Origin of the sequence: Streptomyces celluloflavus (genome assembly GCA_000720995.1) — a bacterium.
In the GTDB taxonomy this organism is placed as follows: Bacteria; Actinomycetota; Actinomycetes; order Streptomycetales; family Streptomycetaceae; genus Streptomyces; species Streptomyces celluloflavus.
The window spans coordinates 1-16,156 of record JOEL01000009.1; the positions used below are offsets into that span (position 1 = coordinate 1).

The following is a 16,156-nucleotide window of genomic DNA, read 5'->3' on the forward strand; positions in this document are numbered from 1 at the left end:
TTCGGCCGGTCCTTCCACCGCATCGGGCGGTTCGAGCCGACCTCACAGGTCTGCTGCGTGTGCGGCGTCAAGGACGGGCCCAAGCCCCTCCACGTCCGCGTCTGGGAGTGCGGGGCGTGCGGGTCCGTCCTCGATCGCGACATCAACGCGGCGGTCAACGTCGCCAAGGCCGCCGGACTGGCGGTGTCAGCCTGTCGAGCGCAGGTAAGACCGGTACCCGTACCGGCACAGCGCGGTGAAGCAGGAACCCACCGAGACGGTCAAACGACCATGGTAGGAATCCCCGCCCTTTAGAGCGGGGAGCGGAAGTCAAGTCCGCTCGCTCTCCACCGCCTGCCGCTCCGCCGCGAAATGGCAGGCCGAGGGGTGGCGGGCCGGGCCGTCGGTACCGCGGAACGCGGCGGGTACGTCCAGCGGCGGGACCACCTCGGCGCACTTCTCCGCGGCCTTCCAGCAGCGGGTGCGGAAGCGGCAGCCGGACGGCGGATTGGCCGGGGAGGGGACGTCGCCGGTCAGCAGGATGCGCGTGCGGCCCTCGCGGGCCCGCGGGTCGGGGACGGGGACGGCGGAGAGCAGCGCCTGGGTGTAGGGGTGGGTGGGGTGGTCGTAGATCTGCTCGTCGGTACCGGTCTCGGCGATCCTGCCGAGGTACATCACCGCGACCCGGTCGGAGATGTGCCGGACGACGGACAGATCGTGCGCGATGAAGACATAGGAGAGGTCGAACTCGTCCTGGAGGCGCTCCAGGAGGTTGACGACCTGGGCCTGGACGGAGACGTCCAGCGCGGAGACCGGTTCGTCGGCGACGATGATCTTCGGCCGGAGGGCCAGACCGCGGGCGATGCCGATGCGCTGGCGCTGGCCGCCGGAGAACTGGTGCGGATAGCGGTTGACGTACTCGGGGTTGAGGCCGACGACGTCGAGGAGGTCCCGTCCACCGCGCGGACGGCGCCGACCTGTTTGCGGAAGACGACGCCCCGGGTGAGGGGGTAGTGCTTGACGAGGTCGCGGACCTCCAGGATCGGCTCGCGGGGGCCGGCGGCCGGCCGGGGCGGTTCAGCCATGGAGCGTCTCCTTCCAGAAGTGGCAGGCGCTGGTCCGGCCGGGGGCCACCTCGGCGAGCGGCGGCAGTTCGGCGCGGCAGATGTCCTGGGCCAGCGGACAGCGGGGGTGGAAGGGGCAACCCGGCGGAATGGCCGTGAGGTTGGGCGGCAGGCCCTTGATCGCGTACAGCTCCCGGCCCTTGTGGTCCAGGCACGGGATGGAGTCGAGCAGACCGCGGGTGTAGGGGTGGGCGGGCGCCCGGTAGAGGTCGCGGACGGGTGCGGTCTCGACGATCCGGCCCGCGTACATCACCGCGATCTTGTCGGCGACGTCCGCGACCACCCCGAGGTCGTGCGTGATCAGGATCAGGCCCATCCACGGCCTGGTCGCGGGCGCGCCGGCGCGGCATCTTCCGGTGGACCTCGTACATCTCGCCGAGCTGCGCGCCGACGGAGAGCACCGGGTTCAGGGCGGAGAGCGCGTCCTGGAAGATCATCGCCAGCTTCGCGCCGCGGACCCGGCGCCGCTCCTCGCGGCCGAGCTTCAGCAGATCGCGCCCCTGGAAGAGGATCTCGCCGCCGGTGACGTACCCGGGCGGCGAGTCGAGAATGCCCATCACGGCCTGTGCGGTGACGGACTTGCCGGAGCCGGATTCGCCCAGCACGGCGAGCGTCTCGCCCGCCGCGACGCGGTAACTGACGCCGTTGACGGCCTTCGCGACGCCGTCCCGGGTGTGGAACTCGACGCGCAGATCGCGGACTTCGAGCAGCGGGGCCCCGTGCCCGTCGGCGGGTACGGGTCCGGGGCGCGGCCCCGGCTCGTCGGTGGTGGTCGTCATCGGCCCGCTCCTCAGCGCAGCTTGGGGTCGAGGGCGTCGCGTACCGCGTCGCCCAGCATGATGAACGCCAGCACCGTGACGCTCAGGGCTCCCGCGGGCCACAGCAGCATGTGCGGGGAGTTGCGGACGTAGGTGGACGCGGCGGAGATGTCGATGCCCCAGGAGACGGTGGGCGGTTTGAGGCCCGCGCCGAGGAAGGAGAGTGTGGCCTCCAGCGCGATGTAGGTGCCCAGCGCGATGGTGGCGACGACGATGACCGGTGCGACGGCGTTCGGCGCGATATGCCGCAGCAGCATCCGCCCGTTGCCCGCGCCCAGCGCCCGCGCGGCCTGGACGTAGTCGTTCTGTTTGGCGGTGACGACCGAGCCACGGGCGATCCGGGCGATCTGCGGCCAGCCCAGCAGCACGATGAAGCCGATCACCGGCCAGACGGTGGAGCTGGTGACGACGGAGAGGAAGACCAGGCCGCCGAGGAGGATCGGGATGCCGAAGAAGATGTCGGCCAGCCGGGAGAGCAGCACGTCCCACCAGCCCCCGAAGAATCCGGCGACACTGCCCAGCAGGCCGCCCAGCAGCGCGGCGCCCGCGGTGGCGCAGACGCCGACGGTGATGGAGGCGCGGGCGCCGTAGACCACCCGGGTGTAGACGTCCCGGCCCTGGGTGTCGTAGCCGAAGGGGTGGCCGGCCTCCGGGCCCTGCTGCGCCTTGGCCAGATCCGCGCGGTACGGGTTGCCGTCGGCGATCAGCTGCGGCCAGATCGCGATGATCACCAGGAAGACGATGACCAGCGCGGAGAGCACGAAGACCGGATTGCGGCGCAGATCGTGCCAGGCGTCGCTCCACAGGCTGCGGGCGCGGGCACCGGGCGCGCCGCCGGGCGGCCCCGCGCCGGGCGCCTTCGCCAGCGACTGTGCCTCGCCGATGGCCAGTGCGGCGGTGCCGCCGTCGCCGTGGGTGACGGCTTCTTCGGGGACATACGGCTCAGGCATAGCGGATCCTCGGGTCGAGGACGGCGTAGAGGAGGTCGACGAGGAGGTTCGCGCAGAGGAAGACCAGCACCAGGATCGTCACGAAGCCCACGACGGTCGGGGAGTTCTGCCGGAGGATTCCCTGGTAGAGCTGGAATCCGACGCCGTGGATATTGAAGATCCGCTCGGTGACGATCGCGCCGCCCATCAGCGCACCGATATCGGTACCGATGAAGGTGACGACCGGGATCAGTGAATTGCGCAGCAGATGGCGGGTGACGACCCGGCGCCGGGGCAGCCCTTTCGCCACGGCGGTGCGGACGTAGTCGGCGCGGGCGTTCTCCGCGATCGAGGTGCGGGTCAGCCGGGTCACATAGGCGAGCGAGACCAGGGCCAGCACCAGCCCCGGCAGCAGGAGTTCGTTCACCGGGGCGTCCGGTGAGACGGCGGGGGTGGCCCATTGCCATTTCACCCCGAACAGGAATTGCAGCACATAGCCGCTGACGAAGGTCGGGATGGAGACCACGACCAGGGTGAACACCAGAACGGTGGTGTCGATGCCCCGCCCCCGCCGCAGCCCGCTGAAGACCCCCAGCACGATGCCCACGACCATTTCGATGAAGACGGCGATGAGTGTGAGCCGCAGGGTGACGGGAAAGGCCGTCGCCATGAGTTCGGTGACCGGCTGGCCGTTGAACGCGGTGCCGAAATTCCCCTGGAAGATCTGCGCCATGTAGTGCGGATACTGTTTCCACAGCGGCTGGTCGAGATAGAGATCGGCGCGGATCTGGGCGGCGGTGGCGGGGTCGGGGGCCCGGTCGCCGAACATCGCGGCCACGGGATCGCCCAGCGCGTACACCATGAGGAAGATCAGGAACGTGCTGCCGATGAACACCGGGATCATCTGGAGCAGCCGCCGGATCACATAGCGTCCCATGAGGGCTCCGGGTTCTGGGGAACGGTCGGTGGGGCGCCGAGGGCCCTTTCCGTCACTTGACCTTGATGTCGCTGTAGACGGGCACGCTGAACGGGTTCAGCGACACATTGCTGATCCGGTCGGAATAGCCGCCGCTGCCGTTCTGGTACCAGAGCGGAATGGTCGGCATCTGCGCGGCCAGTATCTTCTGGGCGTCCTGGAACTTCGCGATGGCCGCGCTCTTGTCCGTCGCGGCGTTCGCCTCGTTGACGAGCTTGTCGAAGCCGGCGTTGCTGAATTTTCCGTCGTTGGAGGAGGCGTTGGTGTAGTACATCGGCTGCAGGAAGTTCTGGATCAGCGGGTAGTCCATCTGCCAGCCGGCGCGGAACGGGCCGGACATCTGCTTCCGGCTGATCCTGTTGCGGAAGTCCGCGAATGTCCCGACCGGGGCGCCGACGCACGCCTTGTCGTTGTCCAGCGAGGTGTTGATGCTGTTGCAGACCGCGTCCACCCAGTCCTTGTGCGACCCGGTGTCGGCGTTGTAGGTGATGGTCATCTTCCCGCCGGGCAGCCCGCCGCCCTCCTTGACCAGCTGTCTGGCCTTGGCCGCGTCGAAGACGCAGGCGTCACCGCAGAGCCCCGCCTTGTAGCCGCCCGCCGCCTTCAGCACCGGTGAGGTCCAGTCCGTCGCGGGCGTCCGCGTCTTCTGGAAGATCTCCTCGGTGATCTGCGCGCGGTCGATCGCCATCGAGATACCGCGCCGCACCTTCTCCTTTCCCGCGCCGCCCCAGTCCGCGTCGTACATCGGGAAGGTGAGCGTCTGGATGATCCCGGCGGGCTGGTTGATATAGCGCTTTCCGAGGTCGGTCTTGACATTCTTGAGCTGGGCGGCCGGCACATCGTCGACGAGATCGAGATTGCCCGCCTGGAGATCGGTGTAGGCGGTGTTGTTGTCGGTGTAGACCCGCAGGTCGATCCCGCCGTTCTGCGCCTTGTCCGGCCCCGGGTAACCGTCCCATTTGCGCATCTTCAGAACGGAGCCCCTGGTGTACGACGCCACGGTGTACGGCCCGTTGCCGACCGGCTGCTTCAGCCATTCGGCGTGCTTCGAGTAGAACGTCCGCGGCAGCGGCATGAAGGCCGAGTAGCCGAGCGTGTCCGGCCAGCTGGAGAACTTCTGGTGGAGCTTCACCGTGAAGGTCCGGTCGTCCCGCACCGTCAGCCCGGACAGCGTCTTCGCCTTCGCCGTGCCGCTCTCCGGGTGCACCTGGTCGAATCCGTCGATGTACTGGAAGAACGCCGCGTTCTTCTGCTTGTTGTCCAGCAGCGCGCCGTAGTTCCAGGCGTCCACGAACGATTTCGCGGTGACCTTCTCCCCGTTGCTGAAGGTCCAGCCGTCCTTCAGTTTCACGGTGTAGTTCTGCGAATCCTTCGTATCGATCCGGTCCGCGAGGACATTCTCGGCGGCGCCGGTTTTCGGGTTGTACCGCTTGAGCCCCCGGAAGAGCATTTCCAGGACCTTGCCGCCCTGGACCTCATTGGTGTTGGCGGGCTCCAGCGGATTCTGCGGATCGCCCCAGGAGGCGCTGACGATCCCGGCGCCGTCCGAACCGCTCGTCCCCCCGCCGCCGCAGGCGGCGGCCGCGAGGGCGCCCGCCGCCACCCAGACGCCCCACTTCGCGCGCGAGGTTCTCCGCATGGCAGCGCCTCCTCAGGTCCGGGTGCGCGGTTGCGCTTAGGCGCTATGAGAACGCACAGGGTGACCTCACGCACTCCGGCGGCGACCGCCGCTGCTCCGGCCCTCGGAGAAACCGCCCGGATGCCCGATCGGCCGCCACCGGCGACCGCGCCGCCGTACACCCTTCCGGTCGCACACCGGGGCCGCCCGTCGAACAATGGCCGGGTACGGGCAATCGACTACGGCGGGCGGCACACAGCTGTCGTCCCGCCCGCCGGATGGGTGTCCCCATGACGACCTCGCCCTTCGGGTCCGGCGACCCGTTCTCCGATCTCTTCAACCGCTTCTTCGGTACGAGCCCGGCGGCCTCGCCACCGGCCGTGCAGCGCGTGCCCATCGGGCGGCTGCTCAGCGATTCCTCGCAGGAACTGCTGGCGGCGGCCGGCAGCCGGGCCGCCGCGGACGGGTCCGACCTCGATGTCGTCCATCTGCTGTGGGCCGCCACCCAGTCACCGGTCGCGCGGCAGGTGCTGGAGCAGGCCGGCGCGGACCCGGACCAGCTGGCCGGGGAGGTGCGCCAGGCCCTGCCCGCGGGCACCGGCACCGGGGAGCCCGCGCTCACCCCGGCCGCGAAACGCGCGCTGCTCGCCGCCCATGCGCGCTCCCAGGCGGCGGGCGCCTCGTACATCGGTCCGGAGCACATCCTCGCCGCGCTGCTGGACGACCCCCGTTCCCCCCTCGCACACGCGAGGGGGACCGACGGGGCCGCCCCCGGTGCGCTGAGCGGGCCGGAGCCGGCGGCGGGCGGGCACGGCACCACGCCGACCCTCGACGAGTACGGGCGTGATCTCACCGATGAGGCACGCGGCGGACGGCTCGATCCGGTGGTCGGCCGGGCGGCGGAGATCGAGCAGACCATCGAGGTGCTCTCCCGCCGGTCGAAGAACAACCCGGTGCTCATCGGGGACCCCGGCGTCGGCAAGACCGCCATCGTCGAAGGGCTGGCCCAGCGGATCGTCGCCGGTGAGGTGCCCAAGTCCCTGCGGGACCGCCGGGTGGTGGCCCTCGACCTCGCCGGTCTGGTCGCGGGGTCCAAGTACCGGGGCGAGTTCGAGGAGCGGCTGAAGAAGGTGATCGACGAGGTGACCGAGTCCCGCAAGGGCGTCGTTCTGTTCATCGACGAACTGCACACGGTCGTCGGCGCCGGGAGCGGCGGCGAGGGCGCCATGGACGCCGGGAACATCCTCAAGCCCGCCCTCGCCCGGGGCGACCTCAGCGTCGTCGGCGCGACCACCATCGACGAATACCGCAAGCACATCGAGAAGGACGCCGCGCTGGAGCGCCGCTTCCAGCCGGTGATGGTGCCCGAGCCCAGCGTCGAGGAGACCGTCGAGATCCTGGGCGGGCTGCGCGACTCCTACGAGGCACACCATCAGGTGCGCTTCACCGACGAGGCGCTGGACGCCGCGGCCGCCCTGTCCGACCGCTATGTCAGCGACCGCTTCCTGCCCGACAAGGCCATCGACCTCATGGACCAGGCCGGCGCCCGGGTGGGGCTGCGCAGTCTGGCCGGCCCCGCCGAGGCCACGGACCTGGAGGAGCGCCTGACCAAGCTCCGCCGGGAGAAGGACGAGGCCGTCAGCACCGAGGACTACGAGCGCGCCGGCCGGCTCAAGGAGCAGATCCAGCAGGCGGCGGAGGACCTCGCCGGGGTCGGCACGGAGCAGGAGCAGGTGCGCAGCGTCACCGCCGAGGACATCGCCGAGGTGCTCTCCGCGCGCACCGGCATTCCGCTCGCGCAGCTCACCGAGACCGAACGCCACCGGCTGATGAAGCTGGAGGAGACCCTGCACGAGCGGGTGGTCGGCCAGGACGAGGCGGTCACCGCCGTGTCCCAGGCCGTGCGCCGCGGCCGGGCCGGGATGGGCGACCCCGACCGGCCCACCGGCAGCTTCCTCTTCCTCGGCCCCACGGGTGTCGGCAAGACGGAACTCGCCAAGGCGCTCGCGGAGCTGCTCTTCGGGGACCCGGACCGGATGGTCCGCTTCGATATGAGCGAGTTCCAGGAGAAGCACACCGTCTCCCGGCTCGTCGGCTCACCGCCCGGCTACGTCGGCTACGAGGAGGCGGGCCAGCTGACGGAGGCGGTGCGCCGCAAGCCGTACAGCGTGGTGCTGTTCGACGAGGTCGAGAAGGCCCACCCGGACGTCTTCAACCTGCTGCTCCAGGTCCTGGACGACGGGCGGCTCACCGACGCGCAGGGGCGCACCGTCGACTTCCGCCACACCGTGGTCATCATGACCAGCAACATCGCCTCGAAGCGGATCCTGGACCACCACGGGGCGGTCGACGAGATCCGGGAAGACCTGATGGCCGAGTTGCAGGCGCACTTCCGCCCCGAGTTCCTCAACCGCATCGACGAGGTCATCGTCTTCCACGCCCTGACCCGGGCGGATCTGGTGCGGATCGTCGACCTCCTGCTGGACCGCAGCCGGCGCAGGCTGCACGCCCAGCACATCGGCCTCCAGGTCACCGAGACCGCCAAGGAGTGGCTGGCCAACCGCGGTTACCGGCCCGAGTTCGGGGCCCGGCCGCTGCGCCGCACCCTCCAGACCGAGCTCGACAACCGGCTGTCCAGCATGCTGCTGGACGGCACGCTGAACCCCGGCGACACGGTCGTCGCCGACGTCAAGGACGGCGAACTGGCGCTGACGCTGGACGCGAAGGAGGGTGCGGACAGCCCCGACGGTGCGGAGAGCGCGAGCGGCGCGGCGGAACCGACGGACTGACCCCGTCTCCCGGAGAGCACACACAGGCGCCCGGGACCACAGGGTCCCGGGCGCCCGCGCGACGGCTGCCCACGGCGGTGCGTACGCCGTGGCCACCACTCCTACGCCGCCCCCACCACGTCCTTCACCTCGGCGAAGTGGCAGGCCGACTCGTGCGCGGCCGGGGTGGAGGTGCCCCGGAACCGCTCCGGGACCGCCAGCAGCGGGGTCTCCGTCGCGCACTTCTCCTCGGCCTTCCAGCAGCGGGTGCGGAAGCGGCAGCCCGACGGCGGGTTGGCCGGGGAGGGGACGTCGCCGGTGAGGATGATCCGCTCGCGACCCTCGCGGGCCTCCGGGTCGGGCACCGGGACGGCGGAGAGCAGCGCCTGGGTGTACGGGTGGGTCGGGTGGTCGTAGATCTGCTCGTCGGTACCGATCTCGGCCATCCGCCCGAGGTACATGACCCCGACCCGGTCGGAGATGTGCCGGACGATCGACAGGTCGTGCGCGATGAAGAGGTAGGAGAGCGTGAACTCGTCCTGGAGCTTCTCCATCAGGTTGATGACCTGCGCCTGGACGGAGACGTCCAGGGCCGAGACCGGCTCGTCGCAGATGATGATCTCGGGGTTGAGCGCCAGGCCGCGGGCGATGCCGATGCGCTGGCGCTGGCCGCCGGAGAACTGGTGCGGATAGCGGTTGACGTACTCGGGGTTGAGGCCGACGACGTCGAGGAGGTCCGACTCGCCGACGATGCCGAGGGTCTCGCCCCGGTAGAGGTCGAAGGAGATGCCGTCGACGGCCTTGACCGCGCCGACCTGCTTCTTGAAGAGCACGCCCTGGGTGAGCGGGAAGTGCTTGACCAGGTTGCGGACCTGGAGGATCGGCTCGCGGTCGTCCGCGGCCCGCTGGGACGGCTCAGCCATTGACCGTCTCCTTCCAGAAGTGGCAGGCGCTCTGCCGGCCGGGGGCCACCTCGGCGAGCGGCGGCAGCTCGGTACGGCAGATGTCCTGGGCCTTGGGGCAGCGCGGGTTGAAGGCGCAGCCCTGCGGGACGTTCAGGAGGTTGGGCGGCAGGCCCTTGATCGCGTACAGCTCCCGGCCCTTGTGGTCCAGGCGCGGGATGGAGTCGAGCAGACCGCGGGTGTACGGGTGCGCCGGGTTCTTGTAGAGCTCGTGCACCGGTGCGGTCTCGACGATCCGGCCCGCGTACATCACCGCGATCTTGTCGGCGACGTCCGCGACCACCCCGAGGTCGTGCGTGATCAGGATCAGGCCCATCGCGCCTGGACGGTCACATCGAGGGCCGTCGTCGGCTCGTCCGCGATGATCAGATCCGGCTCCAGGGCCAGCGCCATCGCGATCATGATGCGCTGCGGTCCATCAGCTCGATGGCCTTGGCGGTGGCGTCCTTCTTGGACATGCCCTGGTGGACGCGGAACATCTCGCCGAGCTGGTAGCCGACGGAGAGCACCGGGTTCAGGGAGGAGAGCGCGTCCTGGAAGATCATGGCGATCTTGGCGCCGCGGATCTTGCGGCGCGCCTCGCCGGACATCTTCAGCATGTCCTGGCCGCGGAAGAGGATCTCGCCCTGCGGGATCTTGGCCGGGGGCATGTCGAGGATGCCCATCACGGCCTGCGCGGTGACGGACTTGCCGGAGCCGGACTCGCCCAGCACGGCGAGCGTCTCGCCCGCCGCGACGCTGTAGTTGACGCCGTTGACGGCCTTGACGACGCCGTCCCGGGTGTGGAACTCGACGTGCAGATCGCGGACTTCGAGCAGCGGGGCGCCGTGCTCGTCGGCCGGACGCGGGGCGGGCCCGCCGGAGGTTTTGCTGTTGCTGGTCACGTACGCCTCCCTCAGCGCAGCTTGGGGTCGAGGGCGTCGCGCACCGCGTCGCCCAGCATGATGAACGCCAGAACCGTCAGGCTCAGCGCACCGGCCGGGTAGAGCAGCATGTGCGGCGCGTTGCGGATCTCGGTGGCGGCCGAGGAGATGTCGATACCCCAGGAGACCGTCGGCGGCTTGAGGCCGACGCCGAGGAACGACAGCGTCGCCTCCAGCGAGATGTACGTACCGAGCGCGATGGTCGCGACGACGATCACCGGCGCCAGCGCATTGGGCGCGATGTGCCGCAGCAGCATCCGGGGCGTACCGGCGCCGAGGGCGCGGGCGGCCTGGACGTAGTCCTGCTGCTTGGCGGTGATCACCGCGCTGCGGGCGATACGGGCGATCTGCGGCCAGCCCAGGATCGCCATCAGCAGCACGACGGTGAAGACCGAGCCGCCCCTGATGACGGAGAGGAAGACGATGCCGCCGAGCAGGATCGGGATGCCGAAGAAGATGTCGCCGATCCGGGAGAGCAGCGAGTCCCACCAGCCGCCGAAGAATCCGGCCAGTCCGCCGAAGAGGCAGCCGATGACGGCGGCGAGGACGGTGGTGCAGATGCCGACGGTGACCGAGGCGCGGGCGCCGTAGACGGTACGCGCGTAGACGTCGCAGCCCTGGGTGTTGAAGCCGAAGGGATGGCCGGCGCTCGGGCCCTGCTTGGAGTGCGCGAGGTCGCAGGCGTACGGGCTGGTGCTGGTCAGCAGGCTCGGCCAGAGGGAGATGACGATCAGGAAGAGGATCAGCACCGCGGAGATGTAGAAGATGGGGTTGCGGCGCAGATCGCGCCAGGCGTCGCCCCACAGGCTGCGCGGTTTGGCCTGCTTGTCGGGGCCGTTGGCCGGGCCCGGCTGCGGGTCGGTGCCGGCGGCGCCCTGGGGGGCGGCCGCGGCGACCGGTTCGGTCATCTCAGGCATAACGGATCCTCGGGTCCAGGACCGCGTAGAGCAGGTCGACGATCAGGTTGGCGGCGAGGAAGACGACCACGAGGATGGTCACGAAGCCCACCACCGTCGGGGAGTTCTGCCGCAGGATGCCCTGGTAGAGCTGGTAGCCGACACCCTGGATGTTGAAGATCCGCTCGGTGACGATGGCGCCGCCCATCAGGGCGCCGATGTCCGTACCGAGGAAGGTGATCACCGGGATCAGCGAGTTGCGCAGCAGGTGGACACCGACGACGCGGCGGCGCGGCAGGCCCTTGGCGGTGGCCGTGCGGATGTAGTCGGAGCGGATGTTCTCGGCGATGGAGGTCCGGGTCAGCCGGGCCACGTACGCGAGCGAGACACCGGCCAGCACGATGCCGGGCAGGATCAGCTCGTCGAGCCGTACGTCGACCGAGACGGCCGGTGCGGCCCAGCCGAGCTTCACGCCGACGAAGTACTGCAGCAGGTAGCCGGTGACGAACGTCGGGATCGAGATCACCAGCAGGGTGAAGACCAGGACGCCGGTGTCCACGAACCGACCGCGGCGCAGACCGGCGACGACGCCGAGCCCGACACCGACCACGACCTCGATGGCGAAGGCCACCAGGGTCAGCTTGACGGTGTTGGGGAAGGCCGAGCCCATCAGTTCGGCCACCGGGGTGCCGTTGAAGGCCGTACCGAAGTCGCCCTGGAAGATGCCCGCCATGTATTGGAGGTACTGGCTCCACAGCGGGTCGTTCAGGTGCAGGGACTCCCGGATCTGCGCGGCGGTGGCCGGGTCCGGGGTCCGGTCTCCGAACATGGCCGCGACCGGATCGCCGAGTGCGTAGACCATGACGAAGATCAAAAAAGTGGTGCCGATGAAGACGGGCACCATCTGGAGCAGTCGTCGTATGACGTAGCGCCCCATGTGTCCTCCAGAAAAGCGCCGACGCGGGGACAGCCGGAACCGGTCGGACCGCATGGTCCGGTCCCGGATTTCCGGCTGCCCCCGCCGCCGTGAGCGGTTGAGTTCTGCGCCCCGCTCAAGAGGCGGCCGGGTGGTGGGCCGACCGCCTCAGGGGCAGCTGCGTCGGGTCAGCTCTTGACCTTGATGTCGGTGAAGACCGGGAGGCTGAAGGCGTTGATGTGCACGTCGGAGACCTTCTCGGACCAGCCGGCGGTGCCGTTCTGGTACCAGAGCGGGATGCTCACGACCTTGTCGAGGACGACCTTCTCGGCCTGCTTGTACAGGTCGGTCGCCTTCTTGGTGTCCGCCTCGGCGCCGGCCTGCTTGAGCAGCTCGTCGAACTTCGGGTCGCTGAACTTGGCGTCGTTGGACGCGCCGCCCGTGGCGTACAGCGGGGTGAGGAAGTTCTCGATCTGCGGGTAGTCCATCTGCCAGCCGGCGCGGAACGGCATGGCCATCTCGCCCTTGGTGATCTGGTTGCGGAAGTCACCGAAGGTGCCGACGGGGTTGCCGACGCACGCCTTGTCGTCGCCCACCACGTTGTTGATGCTGTTGCAGACCGCGTCCACCCACTGCTTGTGGGAGTCCTTGTCCGCGTTGTAGGAGATGGTCATCTTCCCGCCGGGGATGCCACCGCCCTCGGCGATGAGCTTCTTGGCCTCGGCCGGGTTGTAGGTGCAGGTGTCGCCGCAGACGTCCTTGCTGTATCCGTTGGCGTCGCCGAGCACCGGCGAGGTGAGGTCCGTGGCGGGGGTGCGGGTGCCGTTGTAGACCTTGTCGGTGATGGCCTTGCGGTCGATCGCCATGGACAGGCCCTTGCGGACCTTCTCCATACCGTCCTTGTTCCACTCCGCCTTGTAGAGCGGGAAGGTGACCGCCTGCATGATGCCGGCCGGCTGCGAGAGGTAGTTCCCCTTCAGGTCCGACTTGGCGTTCTTGATCTGCTCGGCGGGGATGTCGTCGTTGACATCGAGGTTGCCGGACTGGAGGTCCGCGTACGCGGCGTTGGAGTCCGTGTAGACCTTGAGCAGCACGCCCTTGTTCTGCGGCTTGTTCTCACCGGTGAAGTTCTTGTTCGGGACAAGCTTCATCTGCTTGCCCTTGTCGTACGACTCCACGGCGTACGGGCCGTTGCCGACCGGCTTGGCGAGGTACTCGTCGTGCTTGTCGAAGAACATCTTCGGCAGCGGCGCGAAGGCGTTGTAGCCCAGGCGGACCGGCCAGGTCGAGAGCTTCTGGTTGAGCTTGACCGTGAAGGTGTGGTCGTCGACGACCTTCAGCCCGGAGAGGGTCTTGGCGGTCGGCTTGCCCTCGGCGGGGGCGACCTTGTCGTAACCCTCGATGTCGGCGAAGAAGTACGAGTTCTTCTGCGTGTTGGTGCTCAGCGCACCGTAGTTCCACGCGTCGACGAAGGACTGGGCGGTGACGGGCTCGCCGTTGGAGAACTTCAGGCCCTTCTTCACCTTGATGGTGAAGTTCTGCTGGTCCTTGGACTCGATCGACTCGGCGGAGGCGTTCTTGGCCTCTCCGGTCTTGGGGTCGTACCGCTTCAGGTTGCTGAAGATCATGTCCAGAACCTTGCCGCCGAGCACCTCATTGGTGTTCGCGGGCTCCAGCGGGTTCTGCGGATCGCCCCAGTTGGCCCGGACGACGCCGGCCTCGGCGCTCGAACTGCTGCTGCCGCCGCCACAGGCCGTGGCCCCCAGGGCCACGACTATCGCTCCTGCGACCCAGGTGGCGCTCTTGGCACCGCGCATGGGACTGCCTCCTCATGAGTCCATAACTGCACATGGAAAGGGACCGGTCGCGGCTGACACCCCTGACAGCTCCAACCAGCCCCCGATGCTCGTGAGTCGGCGCTTGTTACGGCGCATGACCCATTGACCCGAGCTCAATAGAGCCCAGTCTTAGTCACGTCCGCTTCATAAGCCACGCGTAAGGGGTCTCGATTAGGTCACATCTACGACATCTGCCGTTCGGAATCCGGACAAACCAAACCATCCAGACGGACACGAATCGGGACTACCGGCCCAGCGCGCGGATGATCTTCCTCCGCAATACGGACAACCGCCGAACAGGTCGAGACCAAGGCGCCATTGACAGCTTTCCGCCGTCACGCTAAAGGGGCGCCCCGCCGGATCGAAAGCCCGGCGGGGCGCCCCTTCGGTCAGCTGTCCCCTGCGGGGGAGTTACCGCTTGGCGCGCGACGCGGTGCGGCCGCGCTCCTTCTGGTCCAGGACGACCTTGCGGATGCGGACGGTCTCCGGGGTGACCTCGATGCACTCGTCATCGCGGCAGAACTCCAGCGACTGCTCCAGGGAGAGCTTGCGCGGCGGGACCACGTTCTCGGTGGTGTCCGCGGAAGCCGCACGCATGTTGGTGAGCTTCTTCTCCTTGGTGATGTTCACGTCCATGTCGTCGGTGCGCGAGTTCTCACCGATGATCATGCCCTCGTACACCTCGGTGCCCGGGTCCGTGAAGATCACGCCGCGCTCCTGGAGGTTGATCATCGCGAACGGCGTGACCGAACCGGCGCGGTCCGCGACCAGCGAACCGTTGTGGCGGGTGCGCAGCTCGCCGAACCACGGCTCGTGGCCCTCGAAGAGGGAGTGCGCGATGCCCGTACCGCGGGTCTGGGTCAGGAACTCCGTACGGAAGCCGATCAGACCGCGCGACGGCACGATCCACTCCATGCGGATCCAGCCGGACCCGTGGTTGGTCATCGTCTCCATGCGGCCCTTGCGGGTCGCCATCAGCTGCGTGATCGCGCCGAGGTGCTCCTCGGGGGAGTCGATCGTCAGGCGCTCGATCGGCTCGTGCGTCTTGCCGTCGACCTCCTTGGTGACGACCTCGGGCTTGCCGACGGTCAGCTCGAAGCCTTCCCGGCGCATCGTCTCGACGAGGATCGCCAGCGCCAGCTCGCCACGGCCCTGGACCTCCCAGGCGTCGGGGCGCTCGGTGTCCAGCACGCGCAGCGAGACGTTACCGATCAGCTCGCGGTCCAGCCGCTCCTTGACCTGGCGGGCGGTGACCTTGTGGCCCTTGCCGCCCTTGCCGACCAGCGGCGAGGTGTTGGTGCCGATGGTCATCGAGATCGCCGGCTCGTCGACCGTGATCAGCGGCAGCGCGATCGGGTTCTCCGGGTCGGCCAGCGTCTCGCCGATCATGATCTCCGGGATACCGGCGACCGCGCAGATGTCACCGGGGCCGGCCTTCTCGGCGGGCTTGCGGGTGAGCGCCTCGGTCATCATCAGCTCGGTGATGCGGACGTTGGACATCGTGCCGTCACGCTTGATCCACGCGACGGTCTGGCCCTTCTTCAGCTCGCCCTGCTCGACGCGGAGCAGCGCGATACGGCCGAGGAAGTTGTCCGCGTCGAGGTTGGTGACATGCGCCTGGAGCGGCAGCTCGTCGTCGTACTCGGGGGCCGGGACGTGCGACAGCAGGGTGGTGAAGAACGGCTCCAGGTTCTCGCTGTCGGCCGGGACGGTGCCGTCCTCCGGCTTGGTCAGCGAGGCGACGCCGTCGCGGGCGCAGGCGTAGACGATCGGGAACTCGATCTGCTCCTCGTCCGCGTCCAGGTCCAGGAAGAGGTCGTACGTCTCGTTGACGACCTCGTCGATGCGGGAGTCCGGGCGGTCCGTCTTGTTGATGCACAGGATGACCGGCATCCGCGCGGACAGCGCCTTGCGCAGCACGAAGCGGGTCTGCGGCAGCGGGCCCTCGGAGGCGTCGACGAGGAGGACGACCGCGTCCACCATCGACAGGCCGCGCTCGACCTCACCGCCGAAGTCGGCGTGGCCGGGGGTGTCGATGATGTTGATCGTGATCGGGTCCCCGCCGTCCTTGGGGTGGTACTTGACGGCGGTGTTCTTCGCCAGGATCGTGATGCCCTTCTCACGCTCCAGGTCGTTCGAGTCCATCATCCGCTCATCGAGGTGCTCGGCAGCGTGCGCGGCGAAGGCGCCCGCCTGCTTGAGCATGGCGTCGACGAGGGTCGTCTTTCCGTGGTCGACGTGGGCGACGATGGCTACGTTACGAATGTCGTGGCGCGTGGGCACTGCGGCGCTTCTCCCGGAATCGTGGGTGGCGGCGCGTACGGTCCGGTACGCGCGCCCGCCGGGCATAAAGACGCCACGGCCTCATCCCATCGTACGGGGCTGCGGCGGTATCGGCCGCCCCAGCCC

General features: G+C 68.8%; 10 protein-coding genes and 3 pseudogenes. 2 read left to right on the top strand and 11 right to left on the bottom strand.

The genetic code is table 11. From position 1 onward, the window contains the following. Positions 1 to 294 (top strand): zinc ribbon domain-containing protein (locus IH09_RS36885; RefSeq protein WP_190233249.1); only part of this gene is annotated, 294 nt, incomplete at its 5' end. A gap of 15 nt (positions 295 to 309) precedes the next feature. Here the strand turns inward: IH09_RS36885 and IH09_RS10175 are convergent. The 5 genes and pseudogenes from IH09_RS10175 to IH09_RS10195 all read right to left on the bottom strand — a co-directional run. Next, positions 310 to 948: pseudogene (locus IH09_RS10175) on the bottom strand (oligopeptide/dipeptide ABC transporter ATP-binding protein); the annotation flags it as partial. 108 nt (positions 949 to 1,056) lie between these two features. Beyond that, positions 1,057 to 1,882, bottom strand: a pseudogene (locus IH09_RS10180) (ABC transporter ATP-binding protein). Positions 1,883 to 1,893: 11 nt separating this feature from the next. Then, positions 1,894 to 2,871, bottom strand: a complete 978-nt coding sequence (locus IH09_RS10185; protein WP_052855815.1) for an ABC transporter permease — start codon at positions 2,869 to 2,871, stop codon at positions 1,894 to 1,896. Continuing rightward, the gene (locus IH09_RS10190; protein ID WP_052855816.1) at positions 2,864 to 3,787 is read right to left on the bottom strand and encodes an ABC transporter permease; all 924 of its coding nucleotides are present in this window, start codon (positions 3,785 to 3,787) and stop codon (positions 2,864 to 2,866) included. Before IH09_RS10190 ends, IH09_RS10185 begins: the two co-directional genes overlap by 8 nt. Before the next feature lie 52 nt (positions 3,788 to 3,839). Further along, positions 3,840 to 5,465, bottom strand: a complete 1,626-nt coding sequence (locus IH09_RS10195; protein WP_052855817.1) for a peptide ABC transporter substrate-binding protein — start codon at positions 5,463 to 5,465, stop codon at positions 3,840 to 3,842. Between the two features lie 269 nt (positions 5,466 to 5,734). On the opposite strand from IH09_RS10195, the gene IH09_RS10200 reads away from it, so the two are divergent. Further along, positions 5,735 to 8,233: an ATP-dependent Clp protease ATP-binding subunit gene (locus tag IH09_RS10200; protein ID WP_052855818.1), complete on the top strand. Its 2,499-nt coding sequence runs from the start codon at positions 5,735 to 5,737 to the stop codon at positions 8,231 to 8,233. 101 nt (positions 8,234 to 8,334) lie between these two features. Here the strand turns inward: IH09_RS10200 and IH09_RS10205 are convergent, their stop codons facing one another. The 6 genes and pseudogenes from IH09_RS10205 to typA all read right to left on the bottom strand — a co-directional run bounded on the left by IH09_RS10205 (position 8,335) and on the right by typA (position 16,030). After that, positions 8,335 to 9,135, bottom strand: coding sequence for an ABC transporter ATP-binding protein (locus tag IH09_RS10205; RefSeq protein ID WP_052855819.1), 801 nt, complete (start codon positions 9,133 to 9,135; stop codon positions 8,335 to 8,337). Next, positions 9,128 to 10,058: pseudogene (locus IH09_RS10210) on the bottom strand (ABC transporter ATP-binding protein). The gene IH09_RS10205 and the pseudogene IH09_RS10210 overlap by 8 nt, the downstream one beginning before the upstream one ends. An 11-nt stretch (positions 10,059 to 10,069) precedes the next feature. Continuing rightward, positions 10,070 to 11,014, bottom strand: coding sequence for an ABC transporter permease (locus IH09_RS10215; RefSeq protein ID WP_052855820.1), 945 nt, complete (start codon positions 11,012 to 11,014; stop codon positions 10,070 to 10,072). After that, positions 11,007 to 11,930 (bottom strand): ABC transporter permease, encoded by a 924-nt coding sequence (locus IH09_RS10220; protein WP_052855821.1) that lies wholly within the window; start codon positions 11,928 to 11,930, stop codon positions 11,007 to 11,009. Before IH09_RS10220 ends, IH09_RS10215 begins: the two co-directional genes overlap by 8 nt. A 167-nt stretch (positions 11,931 to 12,097) precedes the next feature. After that, on the bottom strand, positions 12,098 to 13,726 hold the full coding sequence (locus IH09_RS10225; protein ID WP_052855822.1) for a peptide ABC transporter substrate-binding protein: 1,629 nt from the start codon (positions 13,724 to 13,726) through the stop codon (positions 12,098 to 12,100). Positions 13,727 to 14,158: 432 nt separating this feature from the next. Continuing rightward, the gene (gene typA / locus IH09_RS10230; protein WP_052855938.1) at positions 14,159 to 16,030 is read right to left on the bottom strand and encodes a translational GTPase TypA; all 1,872 of its coding nucleotides are present in this window, start codon (positions 16,028 to 16,030) and stop codon (positions 14,159 to 14,161) included. Positions 16,031 to 16,156: the final 126 nt, after the last annotated feature.